This window comes from Planctomycetia bacterium (assembly GCA_015075745.1).
In the GTDB taxonomy this organism is placed as follows: domain Bacteria; phylum Planctomycetota; class Phycisphaerae; order UBA1845; family UTPLA1; genus UTPLA1.
Genome location: JABTTW010000001.1, coordinates 1,501,999 through 1,525,916, shown reverse-complemented (window position 1 = coordinate 1,525,916; position 23,918 = coordinate 1,501,999). Strand labels below are relative to the sequence as shown.

Sequence of the window (23,918 nt, the reverse complement as noted above, 5' to 3'; positions counted from 1 at the left end):
TAATGTTCGCCATGACTCAGGCCAGATCCAAGCGACTTCGCAGTCTCATTTCCTCCAAGACGGTGCAGATGCCCGGCGCATTTAATGCGCTGACCGCTCGGGCGATCGAGCGGGCCGGCTTTGAGGCGGTTTACGTTTCCGGTGCGGGCCTTTCCAACGCCGTCTTCGGACTTCCTGACGTTGGTCTGGTCAGCGCGACCGAGGCGGTTGAGCATTCCCGGCGAATTGTGAATGCGGTGACGCTGCCGGTCGTGGTCGATGCCGACACCGGCTTCGGCGAGGCGATCAACACGGCCCGGACGGTTGCAGAGATGGAGGCCGCGGGCGTTTCGGCGGTCCACCTCGAAGATCAGGTGCTGCCCAAAAAGTGCGGGCACCTGGACGGCAAGGAACTGATCCCGGCCGAGGCCATGGCGGAGAAGATTCGGGCCGCGTGCGCGGCGCGCAGCGACAAGGACTTCATGATCATCGCGCGAACGGATGCCAGGGGCGTGACATCATTTGAGGACGCGGTCGATCGGGCTCGCCGTTATCTCGACGCGGGGGCGGATGGGATTTTTCCCGAGGCGATGCAGAGCGCTGAGGAACTGGCGAAGTTCGCGGACAAGGTGAAAGCACCGCTGCTGGCCAACATGACCGAGTTCGGCAAGACCCCGCTGCTGACGCTGAGTGAGCTTTCGCGGATGGGGTATAAGATGGTCATTTATCCGCAGACGGCCCTTCGGGTTGCATTCAAGGCCGTCACGGAGATGCTGGCGGAACTTCATCGCGACGGGGACCAGAATGGCTGGCTCTCGCGGATGCAGACGCGCAAGGAACTGTACGAACTTCTGGATTATGATGGGCTAAATGCCATCGACAAGGCCGCCGTGCAGGGAGCGACATCATGAGCGAACTAAAGTTTAAGCCGGGACTCGAGGGAATGGTTGCCGGGCAGACCTCCGTCGGCGAGGTGACGCAGACGAGCCTGCGGTATCGCGGCTACGACATCGCGGACGTCGCCGAGCACTGCTGCTTTGAAGAGGTGGCCCATGTGCTGCTTCACGGCGAGTTGCCCAATGTGTCGCAGTTGAAGGACTTTCGCGCGAGGATTCAGGCGTCGATGACGTTGCCGCCGCCGGTGGCGCAGGCAATCGCGGCAATTCCAGAGAAAACGCCGCCGATGGACGTGCTTCGGAGCGTGGTTTCCCTGTTGGGGCATTACGATCCTGATGCCCAGGACAACTCGCACGCGGCGAATCTTCGCAAGTCGGAGCGATTGCTGGGTCAGCTTGCCGCCGCGGTCGGCGTCTGGTGTCAGAAGGTGAGCAAGGTTCCCGTCGTGAAGCCCGATGCGGGCAAGACGCACGGGGCCAATCTGCTGGCGATGATGACCGGCAAGTTCGGCAGTGAGCTTGCCGGGCGGGTGATGGACGGCACGCTCGTTCTCTATGCCGAGCACGAGTTCAACGCATCAACGTTCACGGCTCGTACCATCGCGTCAACGCTCGCGGACATGCACTCGTGCATCAGCGGGGCGATCGGCGCACTCAAGGGTCCGCTGCACGGTGGGGCGAACGAGGCCGCGATGCGGCAGTTTCTCGAAATCGGCAAACCCGAAAACGTCGAGAAGTGGTTCCGCGATCTTCAGGAGCACAACGCGAAGAACCCGAACAATAAGAAGCTCATCATGGGCTTCGGTCATCGCGTTTATAAGAGCGGCGATCATCGGGCCCACATTCTTCGCGAGTGGAGCGTTCAACTGACGAAGGAGACCGGCCAGACGCACTGGATCGAGATGGCCGATCGGCTTCAGGCGCTGATGCTCAAGGAAAAGAACATCCACCCCAATACGGATTACCCCGCCGCCCATGCGTATTATCAGATGGGCATTCCGATCGACCTGTACACGCCGATCTTTGTCTGCAGCCGGGTTTCCGGCTGGTGCGCTCACGTCATGGAGCAGCACGAAAACAACCGCATCATCCGCCCGTTGTCGGAGTACATCGGCGAGCCGGAGCGCAAGGTGAAACCGATCGGGGAACGCTAGGAATTCGCACACTTCGAAGGAAAGCCGGCCGTCCGAGTGATTGATCAGAGACTGATGACGACAGGGCGGAGCGTCGCCGGATCGGCTCACCCGCCAAGGTTATCAATTGTTTGCAATTACGCTTCGCGCTTGGGCTTGGCATCGGCCATTGCCTTGCCGGCGAGGACTTGGTCCGTAATGTCCTGGGTGACGCCGGTGATTTTGATCACGCGTCCGGCTGAATCGATATAGGGCTGCCCCCATGCCCGCATGTGACATTCCTTTGCGTCGGCTTGCATCGTTCTAAAGGTGACTTGATAGGGCGTGCCGGAGGTCATTCCGCCGCGCACGGTGTCCTGAACGCGGGAACGGTCGTTTGGGTGAATGGTTTCGACCCATTGGTCGAAGCTCATTTTCTGGCGCTCCGGCAACTCACCCAGATTCTTTCGCCAGTTGTCGGTGACCTCAACCTGATCGGACTTGGGGTCCCAGGTCCAGGTGCTGATCCTGGCAATATCCTGTGCGATCTGCAGCCGCAACTGAGTTTCCCGCAGGGCGTCTTCGGCCTGCTTTTTCTCGGTCAGATTCCGCGTGACCCTTGCGTAACCGGTTTGAACTCCCTTCGCATCGCGGATCGGTGTGATGAGGGTTTCCGCCCAGAACATCCTGCGGCCTTTGGCGAGGCGCCAACCCTCGGATGCATACCGCCCCTTTGAATCGGCTATGCGGAGCGATCTGTCGGGCATTCTGGCGGCGAGGTCTTCCGGCGTAAAAAAGACGCTGAAGTCACTGCCCATGATCTCCTCCGAGGTGTAGCCCCAGATACGATGGGCACCCTCGTTCCACGTCGAGACGTGACCTTTCAGGTCCAGCATGTGAATGGCGTAGTCTTGAATCGCATCAATGAGGAGCCTGAATCGCTCGTCACCCGCTCGAATCTGCTCGGATGCGTCCTTCGAAGGAGTGATGTCGAAGTTGACTCCGATCATCTTTGCGGGTCGATCTTCAGCGTCAAGCAGGAATTTTCCCTTTGCGGCAATCCAGCAGGTCTGGCCGTTATCCGGTCGAACAATTCGGAACTCGGTGTCGAGATTTCGGCGTTCCTCGGCCGCCGTCTCCGCGGCTCGCTGGAACCCGGGTAGATCCTGGGGAAGGACCAACTTGTAGAACTCGGCGGAACACAAAGGCGGATTGTCCGCCGGGACGCCCAGCACTTCGGATACACGCGAGCCCCAGGTGACAGCGTCGGCCTGTACGTCCCACTCCCAGGTCGTCATGGCGCCGGCCTCAAGCGCGACCCGGAGTCGCCCTTCACTGGCACGAAGGGATTCGGATGTTCGGTGGATGTTGCGGAAGAGCGGCGCGATGTATGCCAGGGCTGTGACGCTGCAAATTGAGATCGCGAGGGCAACGAGTTCGGCCGCGGGATCGGGCGGATGGGACATATCGCCCATGACGAGTCTGAAAAACGTGATTCCCCGGCGCACGGCCATCAGGCCCAATGCGGTACCCAGGAGGATCCATCCGTACCGCGGGCCGACCAGTCGCGTTAATCGAAATGAGATGAGCGAGGCGGCGATCTGCAACGCCAGCGATACGCCCATGAGAACTATCACTTAAAGAATACTCCAGGCCCTTTCAATACGAATTGTGTGCCCTTTTCCGCTCGTCGACTCCTCTTGTGCGACGGGATTCGGTGGCCAGGGACGCCCCGAGCCTTCTCCGAAGTCCAGGAAAACACGCCACAACGACGTTTGTTCAAAGCAGAGCGGGCGAATCAACCAGGTTCAGACCGCCCAATCGAGTCCGCCTTCCTAAGAATCGACCGTCGACCGACGTGTGTTCCGTTATCCTGCTGAAAAAATTGTACACATGGTGTTCATGCTTGCAATTGCTCGTTTTATCAGAGCCAGGATTTCTTGACGATCGAATCGAATCCGAACTCCATCCGGACCTTTGAAGTCCGCAATTGGCGCCGGTCAGGGGGCGACGGTGTCAGCCGGCGACGGCACATGTGCAGTCCACTTCGAGCAGCGCCCCGGGGACGACGAAATCCTTCACGACCACAGTCGAGCGTGCTGGGCGCGGCTCCGGGAAAATACTCATGTAGACTTCGTTGAACTGCTTGAAGTCGGCGTAGTCCTTGAGGAAGCAATTACACTTGAGAACCTGGTCGAGCGAAGAGCCGGCGGCCTCCACGGATGCCTTCAGGTTCAGGAGTGTGTGCCGGGCCTGGGCCTCGAAGTCCTCGGGCATGACGGCCTTGCCGTCCTTCTGGATGACGCCGACGCAGCCCGCGACGAAGACGATGTTCCCCAATTTCGTCGCCCGGGAATAGGCGGGACTGGGGCTGCCGGGGACGACGACGCGTTTTGTGGAGCTCCGGTCGTCCGGCTCGGCGTCTGCATTTGTCGCGGTAGCGCTGATGGCGCCGCCGGCGATGGCGAACATGGTGGAGTTGGCGAGAAACGTGCGACGATCGGTGGAATCGGGTCTTGTGCTCATTTGCGGCTCCTGAGTGCAGATTTCATGCAAATCGAGGACAACATCATATGCGATGCATTCTGAGCGTCGCCACGCCTCCCGCATGGACCAATTCGCCGGCAGATTGGCGGAAAACAGTTCGATTCGCTACCATATTGGGCTGCGAATTTTTTCGGCGTCGACCGCAGCCACCACAGGAGACGCCCCCCAAGACCTGATTATTGCGAATCGACGGGAGCTTCATGCAAATTCGAAACGTCGCCATCATTGCCCACGTTGACCACGGAAAGACGTCGCTGGTCGATTGCCTGCTGCGGCAAAGCGGTAACTTCCGCGAGGGTACCATGTCGGGCGACTTGATCATGGACTCGAATCCTCAGGAGCGCGAGCGCGGCATCACGATCTTCGCCAAGAACTGCGCGATTCACTACAAAGACTACAAGATCAACATCATCGACACGCCGGGCCACGCCGACTTCGGCGGTGAGGTTGAGCGGGTCCTGAAGATGGCCGATGGATGTCTGCTGGTCGTTGACGCCTTTGAAGGTCCGATGCCGCAGACGCGGTTCGTGCTCAAGAAGGCGTTTGAGTATCACCTCAAGCCGATTCTGGTGATCAATAAGATCGATCGGCCGGACGCCCGTCCGAAGGATGTGCTTGACGAGACGCACGAGCTTTTTCTCGATCTGGGCGCGGATGAAGAGTGCCTCGATTGGCCGGTGCTCTACTCCAGCGCGAAGAACGGCTTTGCGAAGAGAAAGCTCGATGATCCGGACGACAGCATTGAGCCGCTCTTTGAGGAGATCATTCGCAGTGTCCCACCGCCATCGGGTTCGACGGATCACTCCGTGCAGATGCTGGTCGCCTCGCTCGACTATTCCGACTACGTCGGCAAGATCGCCATCGGCCGCGTCTTTAACGGCGTGCTCAAGAGCGGCCAGGAGATCATGCTCATCTCCCGCGACGGCCATCGGAACAAGGAGAAAATCGACCAGGTCTTCAGCTATGAGGGCCTGGGCCGCAAAAAGGTGGACAGCGCCGAGTCTGGCGACATCGTCGCGCTGACGGGCCTTCCCGACGTCGGCATCGGCGACACGATCACCGACCCCTCGGACCCGCACCCGCTGCCGATCATTCCCGTGGACGAGCCGACGTTGACGATGGTGTTTTCGGTGAACACGTCACCCTTTGCGGGCAAGGAAGGGGAGTTTCTGACGACGCGGCACATTCGCGATCGGCTGATGAAGGAATTGCAGTCCAACGTCGCTCTGCGCGTCGAGGACATGACGCAGAAGGACACGTTTCGCGTCTCCGGGCGCGGTCTGCTGCACCTGGGCGTGTTGATTGAGTCGATGCGCCGCGAGGGGTACGAGCTGATGGTAGGTAAGCCGAAAGTGATCTATCGGGAGATCGGCGGCAAGAAGTGCGAGCCGATCGAGTACCTGGTCGTGGATGTGCCCACGTCTCACTCAGGCTCGGTCATCGAGCTGGCCGGCATGCGCCGCGGCGAACTCATCAAGATGGAGACCAAGGACAACCAGTGCCACCTTGAGTTCACCATTCCGGCACGGGGCCTGATCGGCCTGCGGACGCGCATGCTCAACGCGACGCGCGGCGAGGCGGTCATGCACCACTCGTTTTACGAGTACGAGCATTTGCGCGGGGCGATCCCGACGCGGCATGCCGGCGTCATGGTGGCGATGGAGACCGGTCGGGTGACGGCCTACGCCTTGGAGAATCTCTCCGATCGCGGCATGATGTTCGTGAAGCCGGGCGACGAAGTCTATAAGGGACAGGTCGTGGGCGAGCACTGCAAGGACGACGACATCGACGTCAACGTTTGCCGGCTCAAGAAGATGACCAATGTCCGCGCCGCCTCGGCCGACAAGACGGTGGTGCTCAAGCCTGCCCGGGAGATGAGCCTGGAGGCGATGCTGGAGTACATCGAGGACGACGAGTGGGTCGAAGCGACCCCTAAGAATTGTCGCATGCGCAAGCGGTTGCTGGATGCGGTGGAGCGCAAGCGGGCATTTCGGGACGAGAGCAAGGTGGGGGGATAGCTGATTGGATTATCTCAATTGAAGTCTGTTCGGTGTGGCTTTCTGAGGCCATACACAAGAAAAACCGTCAGTATCAAAATGCTGCTCGCGGGCTCTGGAATATGAACGACCCAGGCCTCGCCGCCAAAACCCGAATGGATACCGTAACCGACGATGTAGTGTTTCACGCCAAATGAGACAGTCGGCACTTCCGGTATAGTGATGGATGCTCCGAGTCCCGGGGGGGGGGGGGGGGGGGGGGGGGGGGGGGGGGGGGGGGGGGCGGGGGGGGGGGGGGGGGGGGGCGGGGGGGGGGGGGGGGGGGGGGGGGGGGGGGGGGGGGGGGCGGGGGGTTCCCCCTCAGACTCCCCCTCCTTGAGCTTCTTCCCCTCCGCGGGGAGGCCTTGTTGGAGAGGGCAGCAGGTTTGGTCGCACGGAGGAACGTACCGTGTCCAATCGTAAGCCACGTCGTAGCTGGAAGCCGGCGGACAAGCTCCGCATTGTGCTGGAGTCCATGAACTCCGACGCCAAGCTGGCGGAGATCTGCCGCCGCGAGGGTCTCTCGCCCAACCTGGTCTATCAGTGGCGCAAGGCCCTGATGAAGTCGGCGGACAGCGTCTTCGCCCGCAAGACCAAAGACGGTGGGCCGGACCCCAAGATCGAAAAGATGGCCGCCGAGAATACGCGGATGAAGAGCGTCATCGCCGAGGTGATCGCCGAGAACCTCGAACTAAAAAACGCTCTCGGACTAAGCGACCATGCCCAGCTTCCGACAGAACTCCAGCGCGAGGTGCAAGCAGTGGTGACGCAGACAAAGCAGCGCATCCGATGGCCCCTGCGGCGAATCCTCCGCCATCTGGAGATCGCCCCGGCCACCTACCACCGATGGCTCACCAGAGCCGGCGATGGGGCCTCCGCGCCGACGGCCCGCGCTGCATCAGGGTCGCTGTTTGAAATTCTGCTCTGTGAACGGCAGAAGATCATCGACTATGCCCTGAGCCACGCAGACCTGCGACACCGCGAATTGGCCTGGAAAATGTTGGATGAAAACGTGGTCGCGCTCAGTCCCTCGACGGTCTATCGCGTCCTGGGTGAAGAGAATCTGGTGTGCCGCTGGGTTCCCGGGTAAGAGAAAGGCGTCGGTCGGGGCGACCGGCCGACCCGACCCAACGAACAGTGGCAGACCGACCTCCGCTATGTGAAGGTTGGGCTGCGGAACTTTTACTTGCTGGCATTTCTGGACGTGTATTCGCGCTACATCGTGCATCACGAACTCCTGCGCTCATGGATGGTCGCAGCGTCGCGATCGCCGCGGCCACGGCCATTGGAAAGCTTCCCGCCGGTATTCGCCCGACCATCCAGAGCGACCACGGCTCCTGCTACATCGCCCGGGAGTTCGCCCAGACCCTGGACGCCATGGACGTGGGACATCATCTGATCCGGCCGCACACGCCGACCGACAATGCTGAAATCGAGCGGTGCAACCGGACCATTGGCGAGAAGATTGATGAGGCGTTGGAAGTGCTGGAGACTGCCGACTTCGCCGCCGCCGAGGCTGTCATCGACGGCGTCATCGACCATTACAATCACCACCGGCTGCACAGCAGCCTGAACTATCTGCGGCCGGTGGACTATTATCGAGGTGATCCGGAGCCGCTCCTGGCCGAGCGACGCCGGAAATTAAAAACGGCCAGGGAACTGCGAAAGCAGGAGAACTTGAAACTGCGACAAAAACGACTGCCCTACCAGGCAGAGGAAATCATCCTTAATTCCGAAAGGCAATTTGTCTCACTTTGAGTGAAACATTTCAACGATCGTCTTTCCATCATCAGAAATGCCGTTTGCCTGATGCAACGTCCAACCGGATAGGTCGAGGCCGTAATCGTTCTGCAAGACATCCTTCAGATGTCGCATTCCATTGACTCGATCCCAGATCATTGCTTCTGCCGATAACCCACTCCGCGTGCCAATGCCGACTACGACTGAACCATCCGCCGATACGTCCCTGGCCTCGCTAAAGTAATGTCCTCCCGGTAGATCACCGAGGCCGGTCAGCCCGGTGGCCTGGGACCAAATATACGCCTGTGATGTGGGAGCGCCCGAAACATTGGGACCAATGCTCGATCCGACAACAAATGTCCCGTCAGCCGAAATGGCCGCCGCAGAGCTTCGTACAGTGAAGCCGGGCAACATTCCAAGTGATGTCATTCCCGCCTGAGAATCCCAGCGGAAAGCGTGCCGGACGCCAGAGGTGTCGGCGCTGCCGACAACAACGCTACCGTCGGCGGAAACGTCGGCGCCAAAGCTATGCGTACCACCAAGCGTCCCAAGGCCGACAAAGCCGCCCGACGATGTCCACTTAAACGCATCGGAAGTTTCCACGACATCGCCACCGACCAGGGTCGAGGAGAGCTATAACCGAATTTCGTTGATGGTGGCGGGATAAAAAAAGGCGGCGTACTCTCGGGACTTGTTCGAGGTTCCGAGCCGCCCACGATGGGCAGAGGAGTACGCCGATGCAGGAGAGTAACGAGTCGATCGAGACGATTCCAGTCCCCAGCCGAGACGTTTTGACGGAGATTCTGCGGGACGGGGCCCAACGGCTCCTGGGCCAGGCGATCGAGGCGGAGGTCGATGGCTGGATCGAAGGGCACGCCGATCTGCGCGATCCGCAAGGCCGCCGGCAGGTGGTCAAGAACGGCCATCATCCCACCCGGACCCTCGTCACCGGCGTCGGGCCGGTGGAGGTGACGCAGCCGCGGGTGTGGGACCGTCGGATCGTCGGCCGCGGCGAGGCCGGCGAAGCGTTGGATGCAAATGGCCAGGCCGTGGAGCGGTTCTGTTCGTCGATTTTGCCGCCGTACCTGCGGAAGACGAAGGCCATCGAGGAGTTGATCCCTGGCTGTACCTCAAGGGCATCAGCACCGGAGACTTCAGCGAGGCCCTGCAGGCGCTGGTCGGTCCCCAGGCGGCGGGGCTCAGCGCCACGACGATCACGCGTTTGATGACGAGTTGGCAGGACGAGTACCAGTCATGGAATCGCCGCTCCCTGGAAGGCAAGCACTACGTGTACCTCTGGGCGGATGGGATTCACTTCAACATCCGCCTGGAGGAAGACCGGCAGTGCATTCTGGTGCTGATGGGCGCGAGGGCGGACGGCCGCAAGGAGCTGATCGCGGTGGTCGACGGCCATCGCGAGAGCGAGCAGTCGTGGTATTCGCTGCTGCTGGACTGCCAACAACGGGGCATGACGATCGACCCGAAGCTGGCCACGGCGGACGGGCAGCTGGGCTTCTGGGCGGCGCTGCCGAAGGTCTATTCGACGACCCGGGCGCAGCGCTGCTGGGTGCACAAGACGGCCAACGTGTTGGACAAGATGCCCAAGCGGGTGCAGACCGGCGCGAAGGCCAAGCTGCACGAGATCTGGATGGCGCCGACGCGGGAGAATGCGAACCAGGCGTTCGATCACTTCGTGGCCCACTACGCGGCCAAATACCCCGCGCGCGGCCGAGTGCCTGGTGAAGGATCGCGAGGTGCTGCTGACGTTCTACGACTTCCCGGCCGAGCACTGGCGGCACCTGCGGACGACGAATCCGATCGAAAGTACGTTCGCCACGGTGCGGCTGCGTCACCGCCGGACCAAAGGCAACGGCAGTCGGATCGCGTGTCTGGCAATGGTGTTCAAGCTGTGCGAGTCCGCCGCGAACCACTGGCGGCTGCTCAATGGCGCGACGCTGCTTCCCGATGTCATCGCCGGTGTGAAGTTCGTCAATGGAGAAAAGGCCGAGAGAAACGCCGCCTGATTACCGCGTCATCAACGAAATTTGACCATTACTCGGGTCGGAGGTAACGCGCGTGCCAACGACAACCGAGCCATTCGCTGAAACGCCTCTCGCTGCCCCAGTTGTGCCGACACTACCGATGCGGATCGGCCCCGTAGCGTCAGTCCATCTATACGGAATCGTTGGGTTGTTATTGGTGCTGCCGACCGCAGTTGTGCCATCTGACGATATGGCATATGCCTGTCCGAAACGATCTTCATGTAGAATCGTAATGTCTCCTGTCGTCGTATCCCACCGGACAGCCGTATCCGCGTTTCCGCCTGAAACAGGGTGCAACCTTCGAGCGTGTCCAACGACATAGCGTCCATCGGCCGAGACGTCATTTGCGGAACTGAAGTAGTCTCCAGTTGGAAGATCACCAAGGCCCATGAAACTGGGAACAATGCCCGCGTGAGTAGCGGTTGAAGCTGCGGCGCAGACAATTGCTGACAACACTAAGAAGGCAAATACGCGGTACATCTTCGTTTCCCTCGACTCAAACGGCTTCAAAATCGAACTGAATAGACTGCTCGGCGTCGGCGAGCCGCCAATACTAATACGGCAAGCGCCAGTGTGAAGATTCCCGGCTCTGGAATCTGGATACGCCAGCCGTCGAGACTGTTGTTGTATGCGCCGGTCCCAACGAGGAACTGACCATCCGACGAGACGTCTGCAACCTGGCCAAGGTACCAACCCGTCAGATCGACCTCATAGTGATTCACCAGAGCCGAATTCAGGGGTTGGAGGAGTAATGGTCAAATTTCGTTGATGACGCGGTAATCAGGCGGCGTTTCTCTCGGCCTTTTCTCCATTGACGAACTTCACACCGGCGATGACATCGGGAAGCAGCGTCGCGCCATTGAGCAGCCGCCAGTGGTTCGCGGCGGACTCGCACAGCTTGAACACCATTGCCAGACACGCGATCCGACTGCCGTTGCCTTTGGTCCGGCGGTGACGCAGCCGCACCGTGGCGAACGTACTTTCGATCGGATTCGTCGTCCGCAGGTGCCGCCAGTGCTCGGCCGGGAAGTCGTAGAACGTCAGCAGCACCTCGCGATCCTTCACCAGGCACTCGGTCGCGCGGGGTATTTGGCCGCGTAGTGGGCCACGAAGTGATCGAACGCCTGGTTCGCATTCTCCCGCGTCGGCGCCATCCAGATCTCGTGCAGCTTGGCCTCGCGCGGTCTGCACCCGCTTGGGCATCTTGTCCAACACGTTGGCCGTCTTGTGCACCCAGCAGCGCGCGCCCGGGTCGTCGAATAGACCTTCGGCAGCGCCGCCCAGAAGCCAGCCGCTCCGTCCGCCGTGGCCAGCTTCGGGTCGATCGTCATGCCCCGTTGTTGGCAGTCCAGCAGCAGCGAATACCACGACTGCTCGCTCGCGATGGCCGTCGACCACCGCGATCAGCTCCTTGCGGCCGTCCGCCCCGCGCCCATCAGCACCAGAATGCACTGCCGGTCTTCCTCCAGGCGGATGTTGAAGTGAATCCCATCCGCCCAGAGGTACACGTAGTGCTTGCCTTCCAGGGAGCGGCGATTCCATGACTGGTACTCGTCCTGCCAACTCGTCATCAAACGCGTGATCGTCGTGGCGCTGAGCCCCGCCGCCTGGGGACCGACCAGCGCCTGCAGGGCCTCGCTGAAGTCTCCGGTGCTGATGCCCTTGAGGTACAGCCAGGGATCAACTCCTCGATGGCCTTCGTCTTCCGCAGGTACGGCGGCAAAATCGACGAACAGAACCGCTCCACGGCCTGGCCATTTGCATCCAACGCTTCGCCGGCCTCGCCGCGGCCGACGATCCGACGGTCCCACACCCGCGGCTGCGTCACCTCCACCGGCCCGACGCCGGTGACGAGGGTCCAGGTGGGATGATGGCCGTTCTTGACCACCTGCCGGCGGCCTTGCGGATCGCGCAGATCGGCGTGCCCTTCGATCCAGCCATCGACCTCCGCCTCGATCGCCTGGCCCAGGAGCCGTTGGGCCCCGTCCCGCAGAATCTCCGTCAAAACGTCTCGGCTGGGGACTGGAATCGTCTCGATCGACTCGTTACTCTCCTGCATCGGCGTACTCCTCTGCCCATCGTGGGCGGCTCGGAACCTCGAACAAGTCCCGAGAGTACGCCGCCTTTTTTTATCCCGCCACCATCAACGAAATTCGGTTATAGCTCGGGTTGGAGACCCAAGAATTGAGTCCAGATGAATGGGACGCTGTCACAATTCCCGACAATAATGGAACCATCGCCCGACGTCCTGATTCCGTCGCAGAACGAAGTACCTGGTAATCGCCCCAGATCCACAACGCCGGTTTCCATGGTCCAACGGAAGATGGTTCGGGCGCCGGACCGCGTGGCGTTGCCGACGATGACATTTCCGTCAGCAGAAATATCTGTCGCGCGGTTGCTTGTCTGACCAACAGCCAGACCAAGCGGGATCATCCCGGTAGGCTGTGTCCATCTAAACGCGCGTGGCCCATATGAGCCGTTTGTAAAAGCTGTTCCGGATCCTGCTATGATATTTCCATCCGGAGTGACCGCGCTGGCCTCAGTCCATGCGAAAGTATCCTGGGGTTCCATGACACCCAACAGTGTCACCTGGTTTCCATTCCATATTGCCGCCTGCGAAGATTCACTGAACAAAGAACTCGGAACGTATCCCACGGCCCTTCCGGTATCCGCCACGGCGTTTGCAGATCGACTATAACCGGGACCACTTGAGGAAAGCGCCATCATGTTATTGCCGGGTGACCAGCGGAACCCGACGCTGGTCGGAGGATCAAACGGCACCGCCGGATACGTCTCTTTCCCGACGATATGGATTCCATTGTCCGAAACACTGTTGCCTTCGGCATTACCATTGCCGAACTGCTGGAGCCAACCCAATGTGATGACACCGTTGGACTCAGACCATTTGAAAGGAGTACGTCGGCCGTTGGAAAGCGTGTAGCCGGTGATCACTGAGCCATCCGCGGAGACACTGCGTACGAAACCATCGCTTCCAGTCATGGACTGAAGCCTCATAATACCGGTATTGCCGGCATTCGCGGGCGCGGTCTTAAACATGAAAGAGCAGAAAAGGACGAACAGCGTGAGAGAGAACGAAAAACGAGAACTGATACTGAAAAGCATGGCGACCTCCTTCACCACTAATCCCTACTAAGTGGCATCATAATCACTTTTAGTATGCCAGTTCAATACTTTCTCACTCGTTGACGTTTCGAGTAGTGCGACCTAATTTGTCCGATTGGTTGATTTCGATGCAATTAGTGAGTACCTCGGTACTTAAAGGTGAACAGTGGATGACACAGTTCTGCTTGCCGGTCTGTTCTTCGTCGCCGCCGTGTTGTATGCGTCGGTCGGCCATGCCGGGGCGTCGGGCTATCTCGCGGCGATGGCGCTGGTCGGCGTTGCGGCGGAGGTCATGCGGCCGACGGCGCTGCTGCTTAACGTACTTGTGGCGTCGGTTGCGACGCAGCGATTTCTCTCGGCGGGCCGGTTTTCGTGGCGGACTTTTTGGCCGTTTGCGGTGACTTCAATTCCGGCGGCATTTGTCGGCGGGCGCATTCACCTGCCACCGCCGGTCTTTAAGCCACTCGTGGGAATCGTCTTGCTCTATGCTGCGGCGCGCCTGCTCATGACGGCCGGGCAGCAGGAGCGCGAAGACGTGAAGCCGCCAGGCGTCGGCATCTCACTCATCTTCGGCGCAGCACTGGGATTGCTCTCCGGCCTTGTCGGCGTTGGGGGCGGCATCTTCCTTTCGCCGCTCTTGATCTTCGCGGGCTGGGCGACGATTCGCGTCACGGCCGGGGTCTCTGCGCTGTTTATTCTAGTCAATTCCATCGCCGGATTGGCCGGCAATCTCACCGGCCTCCAGCAACTCTCACCCGTGATCGGGATTTATGCCGTCGCGGCGGGAATCGGCGGAACCATCGGCTCACAACTCGGAAGTCGGCGGCTGCCATCTCCGATGCTACGGCGCATTCTGGGCGTGGTTCTCATTGTCGCTGGTCTGAAAATGTGCGCTGGGTTGCCTCAGTGGCTGTCGGGCGTTATCGGTAGTCATTAAAGGGTGGGGCGGCGCTTACTTGCTTAGAAACCGAGCGATTGCAGCTTCGATCTCATCGCGCACGCGGCGGCAGGCCTGCAACTTCGCACTTTCATCACCGGCCGTTTTCGGCGGATCGTCGAACGGCCAGTGCAGGTGCTTGTCGGCATTGGCGAAGGCCGGGCACTCGCGCTCGGCGTTGTCGCAGACGGTCACCACCAGATCGAAGTGCTGCCCGGTGAACTGCGCCGCGTCCTTGGGACGATAGCCGCTGATGTCGATGCCGCTTTCGGCCATCGCCTGGACCGCGAGGGGATACACCTGATCCTTGGGCTGGGTGCCTGCGGAGACGACCTCCCACGATGCGCCGCCATGCTTTCGCCACAGGGCCTCGGCCATCTGAGATCGACAGGAATTGCCCGTGCAGAGGATGATGGCGCGTTTTTTGGCGGATGAATTCAATTCTGCATCGCTCATGGGTCGCCTGCCCCGGTTCACACTTGACGTAAACGCGATGAGACGGGTCAACTCGCGGATTGTCAACCGGCCAGTGATTCACGCCTTGCATCGGCGATCATCGCGACGATGATGGGTGAAGTGGATGAATTCCGCGTGAAGGCGTCGCTAAGATCATTGTGGATGCAGGCATGACGACTCATTGTGGTTCGCAAATGTCAGACCCGACCGGCATCGTGACTGCTGCGCGAAAGTCCGAGCAGGCTTTGTGCGAACAGCTATCGGAGTGGGAATCTCTGCCTTACGGCGTGGCGTTCTGGTCAGAGGCCTTTGCCTGGGCAGCCGAGGCCAATCAACTTCGCGACGTGTGGCTGGCCGACATGGATGGGGAGACTGCCTTCGAGCGGTCCGAAGCATACTTCGAGCAGCGGGGACTTAAGTGCGGACGATGGACACCGGCGTCGGGCCAGGCGGTCGAACCGGTCGCGGAGCTTCTCTTGCGGCACGGCTGGCAAAAGAAAACGAGCACGGTCTGGGGATTGTCGTCGTGGGCATTGCTCGAAGCGCCGGCTGATGAGTCGATTCGCGTCTTGCCCGCGCGGGCCATGCCCAAGGCGCTTCGCGCCACTTTTTACGATGGCGCTCCCGACTCCGACCGACGCGCGGAGTTGGCCGCCGAACGGCTGAACGACTCGCGACTCGACTTGTTTGTCGCGATGCACGATGGCAAGCCCGTCGGCCGGGTCGGCTACTTGCAGGTCGGCGACATCGCCCGGCTCAGCGAGTTGTTCGTGCTTTCCGAGTCGCGCAGGATTGGCGTGGGACGGGCTATGGCAACGCGTTTCCTGCAACTGGCCCGGCGGTTACTTCCCCAAGCGATTGTCGCCTGTAGCGATATCGACGATGCGCCGTCTGCCGCGTTTCTCGGGGCGATGGGCTTTACGCCGGCGGGGGAGCTTGAGCACTTCGAGCGGTAGCGCCGCCGCTAGTTCGACGTGGTGTCCCACTTGATTCGGATAGATGCGTCCAGTCGCTCGGGACGGGTCAGCCGTCGAACGTATGTCACGTTTTCCGCCCGTTTGGCGAGAGAGGCGAATTGTCGCACGGCGCGAACCGGATCGAGTACGCCGGGATCGAGTCGCGTCGCCGGACTCACCTTGATTTCCAGAACCAATTGCTTGCCTTCGCGAAGGACGGTCAGCGGGAAGACCTCACTCTCGCCGCGATCGCGATAGCGGTCCGCGACCTGCCGGGCCGGCTGGGCGTCCTCGAGTGGCGCGCCCGCCGCGGCGATCACGATGTCGCCCGGGTAGAGCATGTTGAAGGCAGGGGAAAACTCTCCGACCTCCACCACGGTCGCCTTGCCCGGTACGGCCGGGTCTTCGGAGAGCGCCACATCGAGCCTCGATCGGGCTTCGACTTTCTGATCGGCCCACCTTCGCCACCACTCCGGCTTTGTCGCCTGGGGGTGGCGTGTCTCCACATACTCGGCCCAACTCGTCAGCATCTTTGAAAGCTTTGTCCCGCGGATGAGGAGAAACTCGACGATCGGACCGTCATCGCGACGGCTGTGATGGTCAGTTTCCACGATGATGTCCTGATCCAGTCGATCCGCCTTTCCAAGCGTCGCGCGCACCAGTTCCTCGGCAAAGGCCCGCGAGCTTGAGACGAGGAGTCGCCCGTCCATCTGGCCCCATGCGAGTTCGGTATGTCGCAGGAAGGGCATCTCGAGTCGGCGGGCGAGCACCGATCCAATCCGAATGCCGTGCAACTCGACGCCCTCGCAGTTTTTCACAATGACGGGGGTGGGCGAAATGCGCTCGCCGGGGGCGGCCGCGAAGGTGGCCATACACTGGGCGAGGATGTCCATGATAGTGTCGAGATTGGCGACCATGTCCGGCGCTTTGCCGGCCTGAACGACGATGGCGGCGGCGGGAACCTGCAGCTCGGCCCTGGTGGCCGCCGGATCTTTTCCAAGAAGGATGCGGCACTCGGGGCCCAGCGTATCGATCAGCGTTTTCTGATTTGTTGCGCCCCAGCCGATGGCCGAGAGGAATGTATCCATGAGCGATTGTTCATCGAGGCGCCGGCTCTCCATATCCTCATTGCGCAGCGACTGGAAATCGAGAGAACCGCACCATGCGGCAATTGCCGACGCCGGAATGCCGGAAAGATCGGCCGGGTCGATCGGCTTGTCGCCCAGTTTTGGCTTTGCGCGATGACCGTGCAGTTCGCAGAGGATGTTCTCCGCTTCCATCCAGATGCCCAGGACCAGCCGCCTGCACCCCGCGAACGCCGTCGGATCGTCCCGCTTCCAGACGGCGTAGAGAAGCCCCTGCGGATCGGGGGACAATCGCGTTCGAAGTGCTGCGAAGTCTGCGCGGCCGGCCAATGTCGGCCCCTTTTGTCCGGCCATCAGTAGGACTGTCCGTCCCCAGAGCCCGTCCGGGTCGCCGGCCGGCGCGATGGCGATCACGCGCCCCAGCGATGCCAGCATGAGACCGCCGGAGAGCGTGTATCGCTTGACGGCGCCTTCGGAAGTCGTCTCGGTGGCATCCCAGGCCTCCAGCATTCGTTCGAGTTGGTCGTCGCGGGCCAATTCGGCGAGCAGGACTCCGTTGTCCCACTGGGCGGGTTCCGCGGCGATGAGCGCCGAGCGATAGCCCAGGAGTTCGCCAATCGCCTCTTCCGGCTCCAGCCCAAGCAGCTCGTGCGTGCGCTGCTGCCACGGCTGCGTCGCCGTCGCGCGCCGGGCGTCGTCTGCCCGAAGGTCCATGGCCGTATCCCAGATGCCCAGCCTCTTGAATTGCACGCGAACGGCGCTGAGACCGCGAAACTCGACGTAGAATCGAACGTCGCCGGGCACGATGCGCGTCCAGTCCGCCTCCTTCGAACGATCCGCGTGGACCGTTGAAGTCAGGACGAACAGGAAAGAAAACACGGCCGGAATCGTCGTGCGGCGTATCGGTTTATTTGTTCGGCTCGGGAAATACACGTGCGGACTATCCTCCAGGCAGAAGCGGCGCCGCGCTTCCCCCAAATCTTCAGGTGTCACTCATTGTCGCAGTGCTGATGTCAGAATCGAATGATTTTTTTCTCGCCATCCTTGGCGGTGGCGGGCTTCTCAGGGCGAAGTACCTCATCGAAGGGCTGGAAGAAAAGTTCCATCAGTGACGGCGGTTCGCTTCGCGGAGCAGCGCTGTCGATCTCGCGAAGGCCGTCCTGCATGCTCTGACGGGCCTCGTTGGCGGAGATCTGCAGTAGCTGATTGAGGCTTTGTGCCGCATCGCGTGCCCCGGCCACGGCCTCGAGTGTCGGGTCGGCGATGTCCTTGACGCCGACGGCGTCCACGACGGAAGAAGCGCCGGCGACCCGCGTGTCACGGGCGGACTGGTCGTCGGACGGCCAGATCAGGATGGCCAGGAAAACAACGGCCGCGGCGGCAGGCAGGCTGCCCACCATCGCAAAACGACGCCATCGGCTTGACTGTTCACGTCTAAGTTTGACCGGTGATGTGCGGACAGGACGCTTTTCCGCCATCGCCGCGACGACGCGACTGGCGAATCCGGAATCGAGCGACGGCTCCGGAAAGTCTTTGGCCAGCACATGTGCGGCGGCGCGGGAAATCTCCACCTCGCGCTGACATGCCGGGCACTGAAGCAGGTGGGCGTGGACCTCCGCGATCAGGCTGGCTGACAAAGCACCATCAATGAATTGATGATGAAGGTTTTGTACCTGTCGGCACGTCAACATGAAACCTGCTCCCGGGCGGCCGCCGGGTGGGCGACCGCGCTTATCGGCCGGCAATCTAGGCCCCTTCGGCCTGGCCGGCAAATCGAACCAGCGTCCAGTCTTCCACCAACTGGCCGCTGAGCATTTCCTTGAGCCGTCCGCGGGCACGGTGCAAATGGCTCTTCACCGTGGCCGCCGGCATGTCGAGGATCTCACCGATCTCCTGACAACCGAGCGACTCTCTATAAAAGAGTAATACAGTCGCGCGCTGCTGCGGTGTCAGTTGATCCACGGAATCCCAGATAACTCTTTTCAACCGGTGGGCCTCTTCGCTGTTGGCGATGGCGTCGGCATGGCCTTCGTCAGCCTGCCCGCGGCCCGTGTCGGCGAAACCGCTGAAGTTCAGGTCGCCGGTGTAGTCTTTTCGGCGGCGAATGACGTTCAGGCTGAGCCGATAACCGATCGTGAATAACCAGGTGCTGAACCGGTACGTGGTATTGAAGGTGTCGAGGGCCGAAAACGCCCGAAGGAAGGTGTCCTGACAGATTTCCTCTGCTTCGTGCCGGTCGCGGACAATTCGCCAGACAAAGGCGTGGAGCCGGTCCTGATGGGCCTCAATCAGTTGATGCGCACTTTTTGCGCATCCCTGCTGAGCTTCGGCAATGAGGTGCCGCTCGCGGGCCGGATCGAGCCGTCCTTCGATGACATCTGACTGGTTCATATCGCTGCCTCTCTATTATACCTATTCGCCCGGACAAGGGCCGCAGCTTTTCAAAGAGTTGCCGGTTTTTGCGGATTACCGTAACATGTTGTCATGACCAAGGATACGTCAGGTAAGCGATCCTCCCGTACCGCCCCTTTGCAGAATAAGAAGGCCCGATATGAGTATGAGGTGCTTTCTAAGGTGGAGGCCGGCGTCGCATTGAAGGGGACCGAGGTCAAGAGTTTGAGGCAAGGCGGGGCCAGCATTACTGAGGCCTACGCTCGAATCGAGAGGGACAGCGTCCAGCTTCTCAACTTCCAGATTGAGCCGTACAAGGAGGGAAACCGCTACAATCACGATCCGAAGCGGCCCAAGCAACTGCTCCTCCATAAGCGAGAGATCAAGAAGCTGGCAGCCGCCGTCCAGATCAAGGGCCAGACTTTGGTTCCCCTGAGCGTGTACTTCAACAAGGACGGCCGGGTAAAGGTGGAACTGGCCCTGGCCAGAGGCAAGTCTCATCACGACAAGCGGCAGAGCGAGCGAAAAAAGGAAGACCGCAAAGAAATACAGCGGGCCCAGCGTCGCGGCGGCATGTGATCGCCTCCCGGGTTTTGTGGTAACGAACGAGCGAATGAATGGCATCTCTTGCTGAACGAACAATCAGCCTCAGGCGATTCGGGATCTACGGGTTGATTCTGATTGCCTTTTTCTTTGTCAGCGCGGTTGTGTTCGTGCTGATCACGGAGGAGCGCGTCCTCACCGAGGAAGAGGCGTTTCCAGAGGCGGTCATTCTCGATGCCGAGAACAGTCCGGAATTCGGGTTCCCGGTGTCCGCGAGGAGCTTTGATCTTTCCTTGAATCGCTTCGTGGATCGATTCGCGAGGGTTTGCAGGGAGGGCAAGTATTCAGACTTTCGGATGATGCTCAGCAGCCGCCACCCGCCGATCCTTCCGCCGAGGTTCGAGTCGAACTTCAACGCGCTCAAGCGCATCAAGATTCTCGGCATTGAGAAGATGCCGCCGCTTCCGGATTCCGCCGGTGACGTGTTTGTCATGAGCGCCGAGTACGAACTAGAGGACTTCGCGGCCAAGACGGGCGAGACGGTCAAACAGGTCCAGGTGGCCATCGCCAAGGAAGAGGGCGAGTGGCGCCTGGGGCCCATCCCCAGTGAGGCCGTCGAGCGATTGCGTGCATACCGCGCTCAACTGGCGACATCTCAACCGGGGCAGGACGCTTCGCCCGACTCGCAGCCCACATCAGCAACCCCGGACGGCAAGGCCGTCGCCAACCGTCCCGCGCGCATCGGTTCCTGATTCGGACGTTACTTTTTCAACATTCTTAATCGTGGTCTGAAAACCATGACGCCGGTTGTGCAATTGGCGTGATGGTTTTTATGCGCCCTCGCGATTTCACGTCACAATTTTTCACTTCGACTTGGTGAATCCTGATTTTCTATCTTAGGTTTGCTCAAGCGTTGGGCGACAAGCTTGCCAGTACTGAAAATCAGGTTGGTGGGCCAGTCCCTGACGTAGCAGCACTATGGGACAGGGGGTCAAAAGTAGCCTTGGAGAAGGGAAAGAAGTTATGGGTCTGACAGTTACCAACACAAACACACTCTCGCTCCTCAACATCTTGAACCGGACATCCGCGGATCAGGCGAACAGCCTGACACGGTTGTCGACAGGGTTCAAAGTCAATCGGGGAGCCGACGACCCGGCAGGCCTGATCGCCATTCAGAGCCTCAGTGCCGAACTGACGGGCGTCGACGCGGCCATCAGCAACGGCCAACGCGCCAAGTCGATTCTTGGCGTCGCGGACGGGGCACTCACAGAAGTTTCGAATCTCCTCTCGGAAATCGAGAAGCTGGCGGCGTCCAGCACCAGCTCCGGCGGTCTGTCCGCCGCGGAAATCTCCGCCAATCAGGCGCAGATTGACAACGCGATCAACTCCATCGACCGAATCATTCGAACGACGACCTTTAACGGCAAGACGCTGCTCGACGGTCAGCAGTCGATCCGCGCGACCGCGACGGACGCGACCAAGGTCAGCGACGTCCGCGTTTACTCGCGCCCGTCCTCGTCGAGCTCGCAGACGCTCGCAGTCCAGGTGCTGACGGCCGGCGCCGTCGCTTCGGCTACGCTCACGACGGTGAGCGCCGGCTCTCTGGACGCTGCTGAGTTCAGCATCACCGGCAAGCTCGGCTCCGCGACGATCGCCGTCTCGGATACCGACACGTTCACGGAGATTCGCGATCGCATCATCGCCGCCGCCGCCGACACGGGCGTCTCCGCGTCGATCTCGGGCAGCGAGTTGCATCTCCAGAGCCGCGACTTCGGTACGGCGTCGTTTGTCTCCGCGACGTACATCAGCGGCGACACCGACTTCAGCAACATCTCCTACACCACCGGTACCGACGCCTCGGTCACCGTCAACGGCGCCACGGCTTTCGTGGACGGCCTGCGTGTCTCCTTTAATACCGGCGGCACCAGCGGCGAATTCACGCTGACTACGACCGGCAACGCTGCGGGCAGCGCCGGCGATCTCTCCATCACCGGCGGCGGTTCGACGTTCCAGCTCGGAACCGAGAGCAACACGCAGTCCACGATTGGTGTGAACGCCTTGTTCAGCCAGAACCTCGGTAACAGCACCCTGGGCTATCTGAACACGCTCAAGAGCGGTGGTACCAACTCGTTGTCTTCCAACGCCAACAACGCCGTGGCCATTGCCAAGGCGGCGATTAACCAGGTCGCCACACAGCAGGGTCGTATCGGCGGCTTCCAGAAGTTCCAGGTTGAGACATCCATCAACAGCCTCAACGCCACCAAGGAGGCGTTGGAAAGCGCACGAAGCGTCATTCGAGACGTGGACTTCGCTGCGGAGACGGCCGAGCTGTCGCGCCAGAACGTTCTTCTCCAGTCGGCGATCTCGCTCCTTGGAGTTGCATCACAACAGTCGGGGCAAATCCTCTCGCTGTTACGGTAAGCGCGAGCAGCCTCGGCTTGGTGGAAAGCCTTTGACGCGGCGGGATCGAGGTGAGCCCTCGGTCCCGCCGCTCTTTTTTTACTTCGGTTTATTCCGGCGTCACTTACGCCGTCTCGTCGTGTTTGAATCGTCGAAGGGGGCACGCCTCGCATCGGGCCTTCGGACGGCAATAGTCCTTGCCGACGGCCACAATCAACGCGTGGTATTCATTGAATAGGCCGACCTCCCGCGGAAGATTATCTTCGAAGATCGCCTGTAATTCGGCATAGCCCGAAAACGACATTCCGTGCCGCCGCATGATCCTCGCCGTGTAGGCATCGACGACGAATGACGGTCTATCAAGCGCATAGAGCAGGATGGAATCCGCAGTCTCCGGGCCGACGCCGTTGATGGACAGTAATTCCTCGCGCAGGCGTCCAAGCTCAATTGCCGCCAGCCGGGACAAGTCGCCGTCGTATCGACGCCACAGCCATTCAACGAAGTTCTTCAGCCGCCGGGCCTTCACGTTGAAATACCCGGCCGGGCGGATGAGTTTCGCGAGGCGTGATGTGTCGATCTGTCTGAGTGCTTTCCAATTCAGTACGCCCGCGGCCTTCAGGTTGGCGATGGCTCGCTCGACATTGCCCCAGTTGGTGTTCTGCGTCAGGATCGCTCCGACGATGATCTCTACCGGAGATTCGCCGGGCCACCATTTTTGCGGCCCCAGCGCCTTGTACATCGCCGCGTAGAACTGTCGGAGTGTTTGGGTGGTGCCTTTTGACATGAGTCCCGCCCGGCGCCGTCGGCGATGCGCCCTGCGACAGATCGCGTGAGTTTGCGAAATCGCGTTTCCGTGCCCATGATAACGGTATGGCGAAGCCACGGACACGGCGAAGGCCTCCCGCGACGCAAACGCGTCGTCCGGCGAAGAAGCAAGCCAAATTGTCGGAGCATTACTGGGATGTCACCCATCGGCCGCTCCAATGCCTGGTGTTTCTTCTGCCCATGGTGATTGCCTACGAGGCGGGCATCATCATGCTGCACGGCAGCACGCCCGAGTATGCACGACCTGCTCTGGCCGCCAAGCAGATCCTTCAGTGGTTCTTCAGCCTTTTCGGCGCCACCGGTTTTTACCTGCCGGGCTTGGCGCTGCTGGTTGTTCTCTTCGTCATACACATCGCGTCGCACCAGCCCTGGAAGGTTCTGCCTCAGCCGCTTCTGGGGATGGCGGGCGAGAGCGTTCTGCTTGCCATACCCCTGCTGATGCTCAACCACTGGCTTCCGAGCCTGTCGGCGGTCACCGTCAGCGGAACCGCGAACGGCGCGCCCGTCACCGACGGACTCGATAACCTGCTGCTCAGCGTCGGCGCCGGACTTTACGAGGAAATGGTCTTTCGGCTCATCATCATCACACTCATCAGCATCGTCCTCGTCGACATCGCCCGCGTGCGGCAGGTGACCGGCGTCGCCCTCGCGGTCATCGTCTCATCTCTGCTCTTTGCAGCGCATCATTATCATCCGATCGGGGCCGATGCGTGGTCCAGCCGGGAGTTTGCGTTTCGTGCCGCGGCAGGCGCCTACCTCGCGGCGGTCTTCGTCCTGCGCGGTTTCGGGCTCGCCGTCGGATGCCACGTGATCTATGACGTGATGGCGTTTCTGTCGTGATGCCGGGTCC

The 23,918-nt window shown here is 60.8% G+C and carries 21 protein-coding genes and 2 pseudogenes; 12 read left to right on the top strand and 11 right to left on the bottom strand.

Going from position 1 to position 23,918, the window contains the following annotated elements; translation table 11 throughout:
• Positions 1 to 11 precede the first annotated feature (11 nt).
• Positions 12 to 890 carry a methylisocitrate lyase gene (gene prpB, locus HS101_05985; GenBank protein ID MBE7505821.1) on the top strand — a complete coding sequence of 293 codons (879 nt, stop codon included), beginning with the start codon at positions 12 to 14 and terminating at the stop codon, positions 888 to 890.
• A complete protein-coding gene (locus tag HS101_05980; protein MBE7505820.1) occupies positions 887 to 2,029 on the top strand; it encodes a citrate synthase in 1,143 nt (380 codons plus the stop codon). The genes prpB and HS101_05980 overlap by 4 nt, the downstream gene beginning before the upstream one ends.
• A 116-nt stretch (positions 2,030 to 2,145) precedes the next feature.
• Here the strand turns inward: HS101_05980 and HS101_05975 are convergent, their stop codons facing one another.
• Both HS101_05975 and HS101_05970 read right to left on the bottom strand, forming a co-directional pair.
• Positions 2,146 to 3,612, bottom strand: a complete 1,467-nt coding sequence (locus HS101_05975; protein ID MBE7505819.1) for a PAS domain-containing protein — start codon at positions 3,610 to 3,612, stop codon at positions 2,146 to 2,148.
• Positions 3,613 to 4,003: 391 nt separating this feature from the next.
• Positions 4,004 to 4,459 carry a RidA family protein gene (locus tag HS101_05970; protein MBE7505818.1) on the bottom strand — a complete coding sequence of 152 codons (456 nt, stop codon included), beginning with the start codon at positions 4,457 to 4,459 and terminating at the stop codon, positions 4,004 to 4,006.
• Between the two features lie 275 nt (positions 4,460 to 4,734).
• Here HS101_05970 and typA point away from each other — a divergent pair, with 275 nt between their 5' ends.
• From typA to HS101_05955, 3 genes are all read left to right on the top strand, one after another.
• Complete coding sequence (gene typA / locus HS101_05965; protein ID MBE7505817.1) at positions 4,735 to 6,552, top strand: translational GTPase TypA; 1,818 nt, start codon at positions 4,735 to 4,737, stop codon at positions 6,550 to 6,552.
• A gap of 427 nt (positions 6,553 to 6,979) precedes the next feature.
• On the top strand, positions 6,980 to 7,660 hold the full coding sequence (locus HS101_05960; protein ID MBE7505816.1) for a transposase: 681 nt from the start codon (positions 6,980 to 6,982) through the stop codon (positions 7,658 to 7,660).
• Between the two features lie 155 nt (positions 7,661 to 7,815).
• Positions 7,816 to 8,328, top strand: a complete 513-nt coding sequence (locus HS101_05955) for a transposase (GenBank protein MBE7505815.1) — start codon at positions 7,816 to 7,818, stop codon at positions 8,326 to 8,328.
• Here HS101_05955 and HS101_05950 read toward each other — a convergent pair.
• The gene (locus tag HS101_05950; protein ID MBE7505814.1) at positions 8,320 to 8,913 is read right to left on the bottom strand and encodes a hypothetical protein; all 594 of its coding nucleotides are present in this window, start codon (positions 8,911 to 8,913) and stop codon (positions 8,320 to 8,322) included. The genes HS101_05955 and HS101_05950 overlap by 9 nt on opposite strands.
• A gap of 134 nt (positions 8,914 to 9,047) precedes the next feature.
• Between HS101_05950 and HS101_05945 the strand changes: the two are divergent.
• Positions 9,048 to 10,334 (top strand): annotated as a pseudogene (locus HS101_05945) (IS256 family transposase).
• Between the two features lie 524 nt (positions 10,335 to 10,858).
• On the opposite strand, the gene HS101_05940 reads toward HS101_05945, so the two are convergent.
• From HS101_05940 to HS101_05930, 3 genes and pseudogenes are all read right to left on the bottom strand, one after another.
• Entirely contained in the window at positions 10,859 to 11,074 is a 216-nt protein-coding gene (locus tag HS101_05940) for a hypothetical protein (GenBank protein MBE7505813.1), read from the bottom strand.
• A gap of 58 nt (positions 11,075 to 11,132) precedes the next feature.
• Positions 11,133 to 12,411: pseudogene (locus HS101_05935) on the bottom strand (IS256 family transposase).
• 98 nt (positions 12,412 to 12,509) lie between these two features.
• The gene (locus HS101_05930) at positions 12,510 to 13,475 is read right to left on the bottom strand and encodes a hypothetical protein (protein ID MBE7505812.1); all 966 of its coding nucleotides are present in this window, start codon (positions 13,473 to 13,475) and stop codon (positions 12,510 to 12,512) included.
• Between the two features lie 166 nt (positions 13,476 to 13,641).
• Here HS101_05930 and HS101_05925 point away from each other — a divergent pair, with 166 nt between their 5' ends.
• Positions 13,642 to 14,412: a sulfite exporter TauE/SafE family protein gene (locus tag HS101_05925; GenBank protein MBE7505811.1), complete on the top strand. Its 771-nt coding sequence runs from the start codon at positions 13,642 to 13,644 to the stop codon at positions 14,410 to 14,412.
• Between the two features lie 15 nt (positions 14,413 to 14,427).
• On the opposite strand, the gene HS101_05920 is transcribed toward HS101_05925, so the two are convergent.
• On the bottom strand, positions 14,428 to 14,868 hold the full coding sequence (locus HS101_05920) for an arsenate reductase ArsC (GenBank protein ID MBE7505810.1): 441 nt from the start codon (positions 14,866 to 14,868) through the stop codon (positions 14,428 to 14,430).
• A 170-nt stretch (positions 14,869 to 15,038) separates the two neighbouring features.
• Here HS101_05920 and HS101_05915 point away from each other — a divergent pair, with 170 nt between their 5' ends.
• Positions 15,039 to 15,824: a GNAT family N-acetyltransferase gene (locus HS101_05915; GenBank protein ID MBE7505809.1), complete on the top strand. Its 786-nt coding sequence runs from the start codon at positions 15,039 to 15,041 to the stop codon at positions 15,822 to 15,824.
• A gap of 8 nt (positions 15,825 to 15,832) precedes the next feature.
• Here HS101_05915 and HS101_05910 read toward each other — a convergent pair whose 3' ends face one another.
• The 3 genes from HS101_05910 to HS101_05900 all read right to left on the bottom strand — a co-directional run bounded on the left by HS101_05910 (position 15,833) and on the right by HS101_05900 (position 19,300).
• A complete protein-coding gene (locus HS101_05910; protein MBE7505808.1) occupies positions 15,833 to 17,788 on the bottom strand; it encodes a hypothetical protein in 1,956 nt (651 codons plus the stop codon).
• A 134-nt stretch (positions 17,789 to 17,922) separates the two neighbouring features.
• Entirely contained in the window at positions 17,923 to 18,600 is a 678-nt protein-coding gene (locus tag HS101_05905; protein MBE7505807.1) for a zf-HC2 domain-containing protein, read from the bottom strand.
• Between the two features lie 55 nt (positions 18,601 to 18,655).
• Entirely contained in the window at positions 18,656 to 19,300 is a 645-nt protein-coding gene (locus HS101_05900) for a sigma-70 family RNA polymerase sigma factor (GenBank protein ID MBE7505806.1), read from the bottom strand.
• A 93-nt stretch (positions 19,301 to 19,393) separates the two neighbouring features.
• On the opposite strand from HS101_05900, the gene smpB reads away from it, so the two are divergent.
• From smpB to HS101_05885, 3 genes are all read left to right on the top strand, one after another.
• A complete protein-coding gene (gene smpB / locus HS101_05895; protein MBE7505805.1) occupies positions 19,394 to 19,879 on the top strand; it encodes an SsrA-binding protein SmpB in 486 nt (161 codons plus the stop codon).
• 38 nt (positions 19,880 to 19,917) lie between these two features.
• The gene (locus HS101_05890) at positions 19,918 to 20,595 is read left to right on the top strand and encodes a hypothetical protein (protein MBE7505804.1); all 678 of its coding nucleotides are present in this window, start codon (positions 19,918 to 19,920) and stop codon (positions 20,593 to 20,595) included.
• A gap of 271 nt (positions 20,596 to 20,866) precedes the next feature.
• Positions 20,867 to 22,264, top strand: a complete 1,398-nt coding sequence (locus HS101_05885; protein ID MBE7505803.1) for a hypothetical protein — start codon at positions 20,867 to 20,869, stop codon at positions 22,262 to 22,264.
• Positions 22,265 to 22,367: 103 nt separating this feature from the next.
• On the opposite strand, the gene HS101_05880 is transcribed toward HS101_05885, so the two are convergent.
• The gene (locus HS101_05880) at positions 22,368 to 23,027 is read right to left on the bottom strand and encodes an endonuclease III domain-containing protein (GenBank protein ID MBE7505802.1); all 660 of its coding nucleotides are present in this window, start codon (positions 23,025 to 23,027) and stop codon (positions 22,368 to 22,370) included.
• 158 nt (positions 23,028 to 23,185) lie between these two features.
• On the opposite strand from HS101_05880, the gene HS101_05875 reads away from it, so the two are divergent.
• Entirely contained in the window at positions 23,186 to 23,908 is a 723-nt protein-coding gene (locus HS101_05875) for a CPBP family intramembrane metalloprotease (protein ID MBE7505801.1), read from the top strand.
• The last annotated feature ends 10 nt before the right edge of the window (positions 23,909 to 23,918 follow it).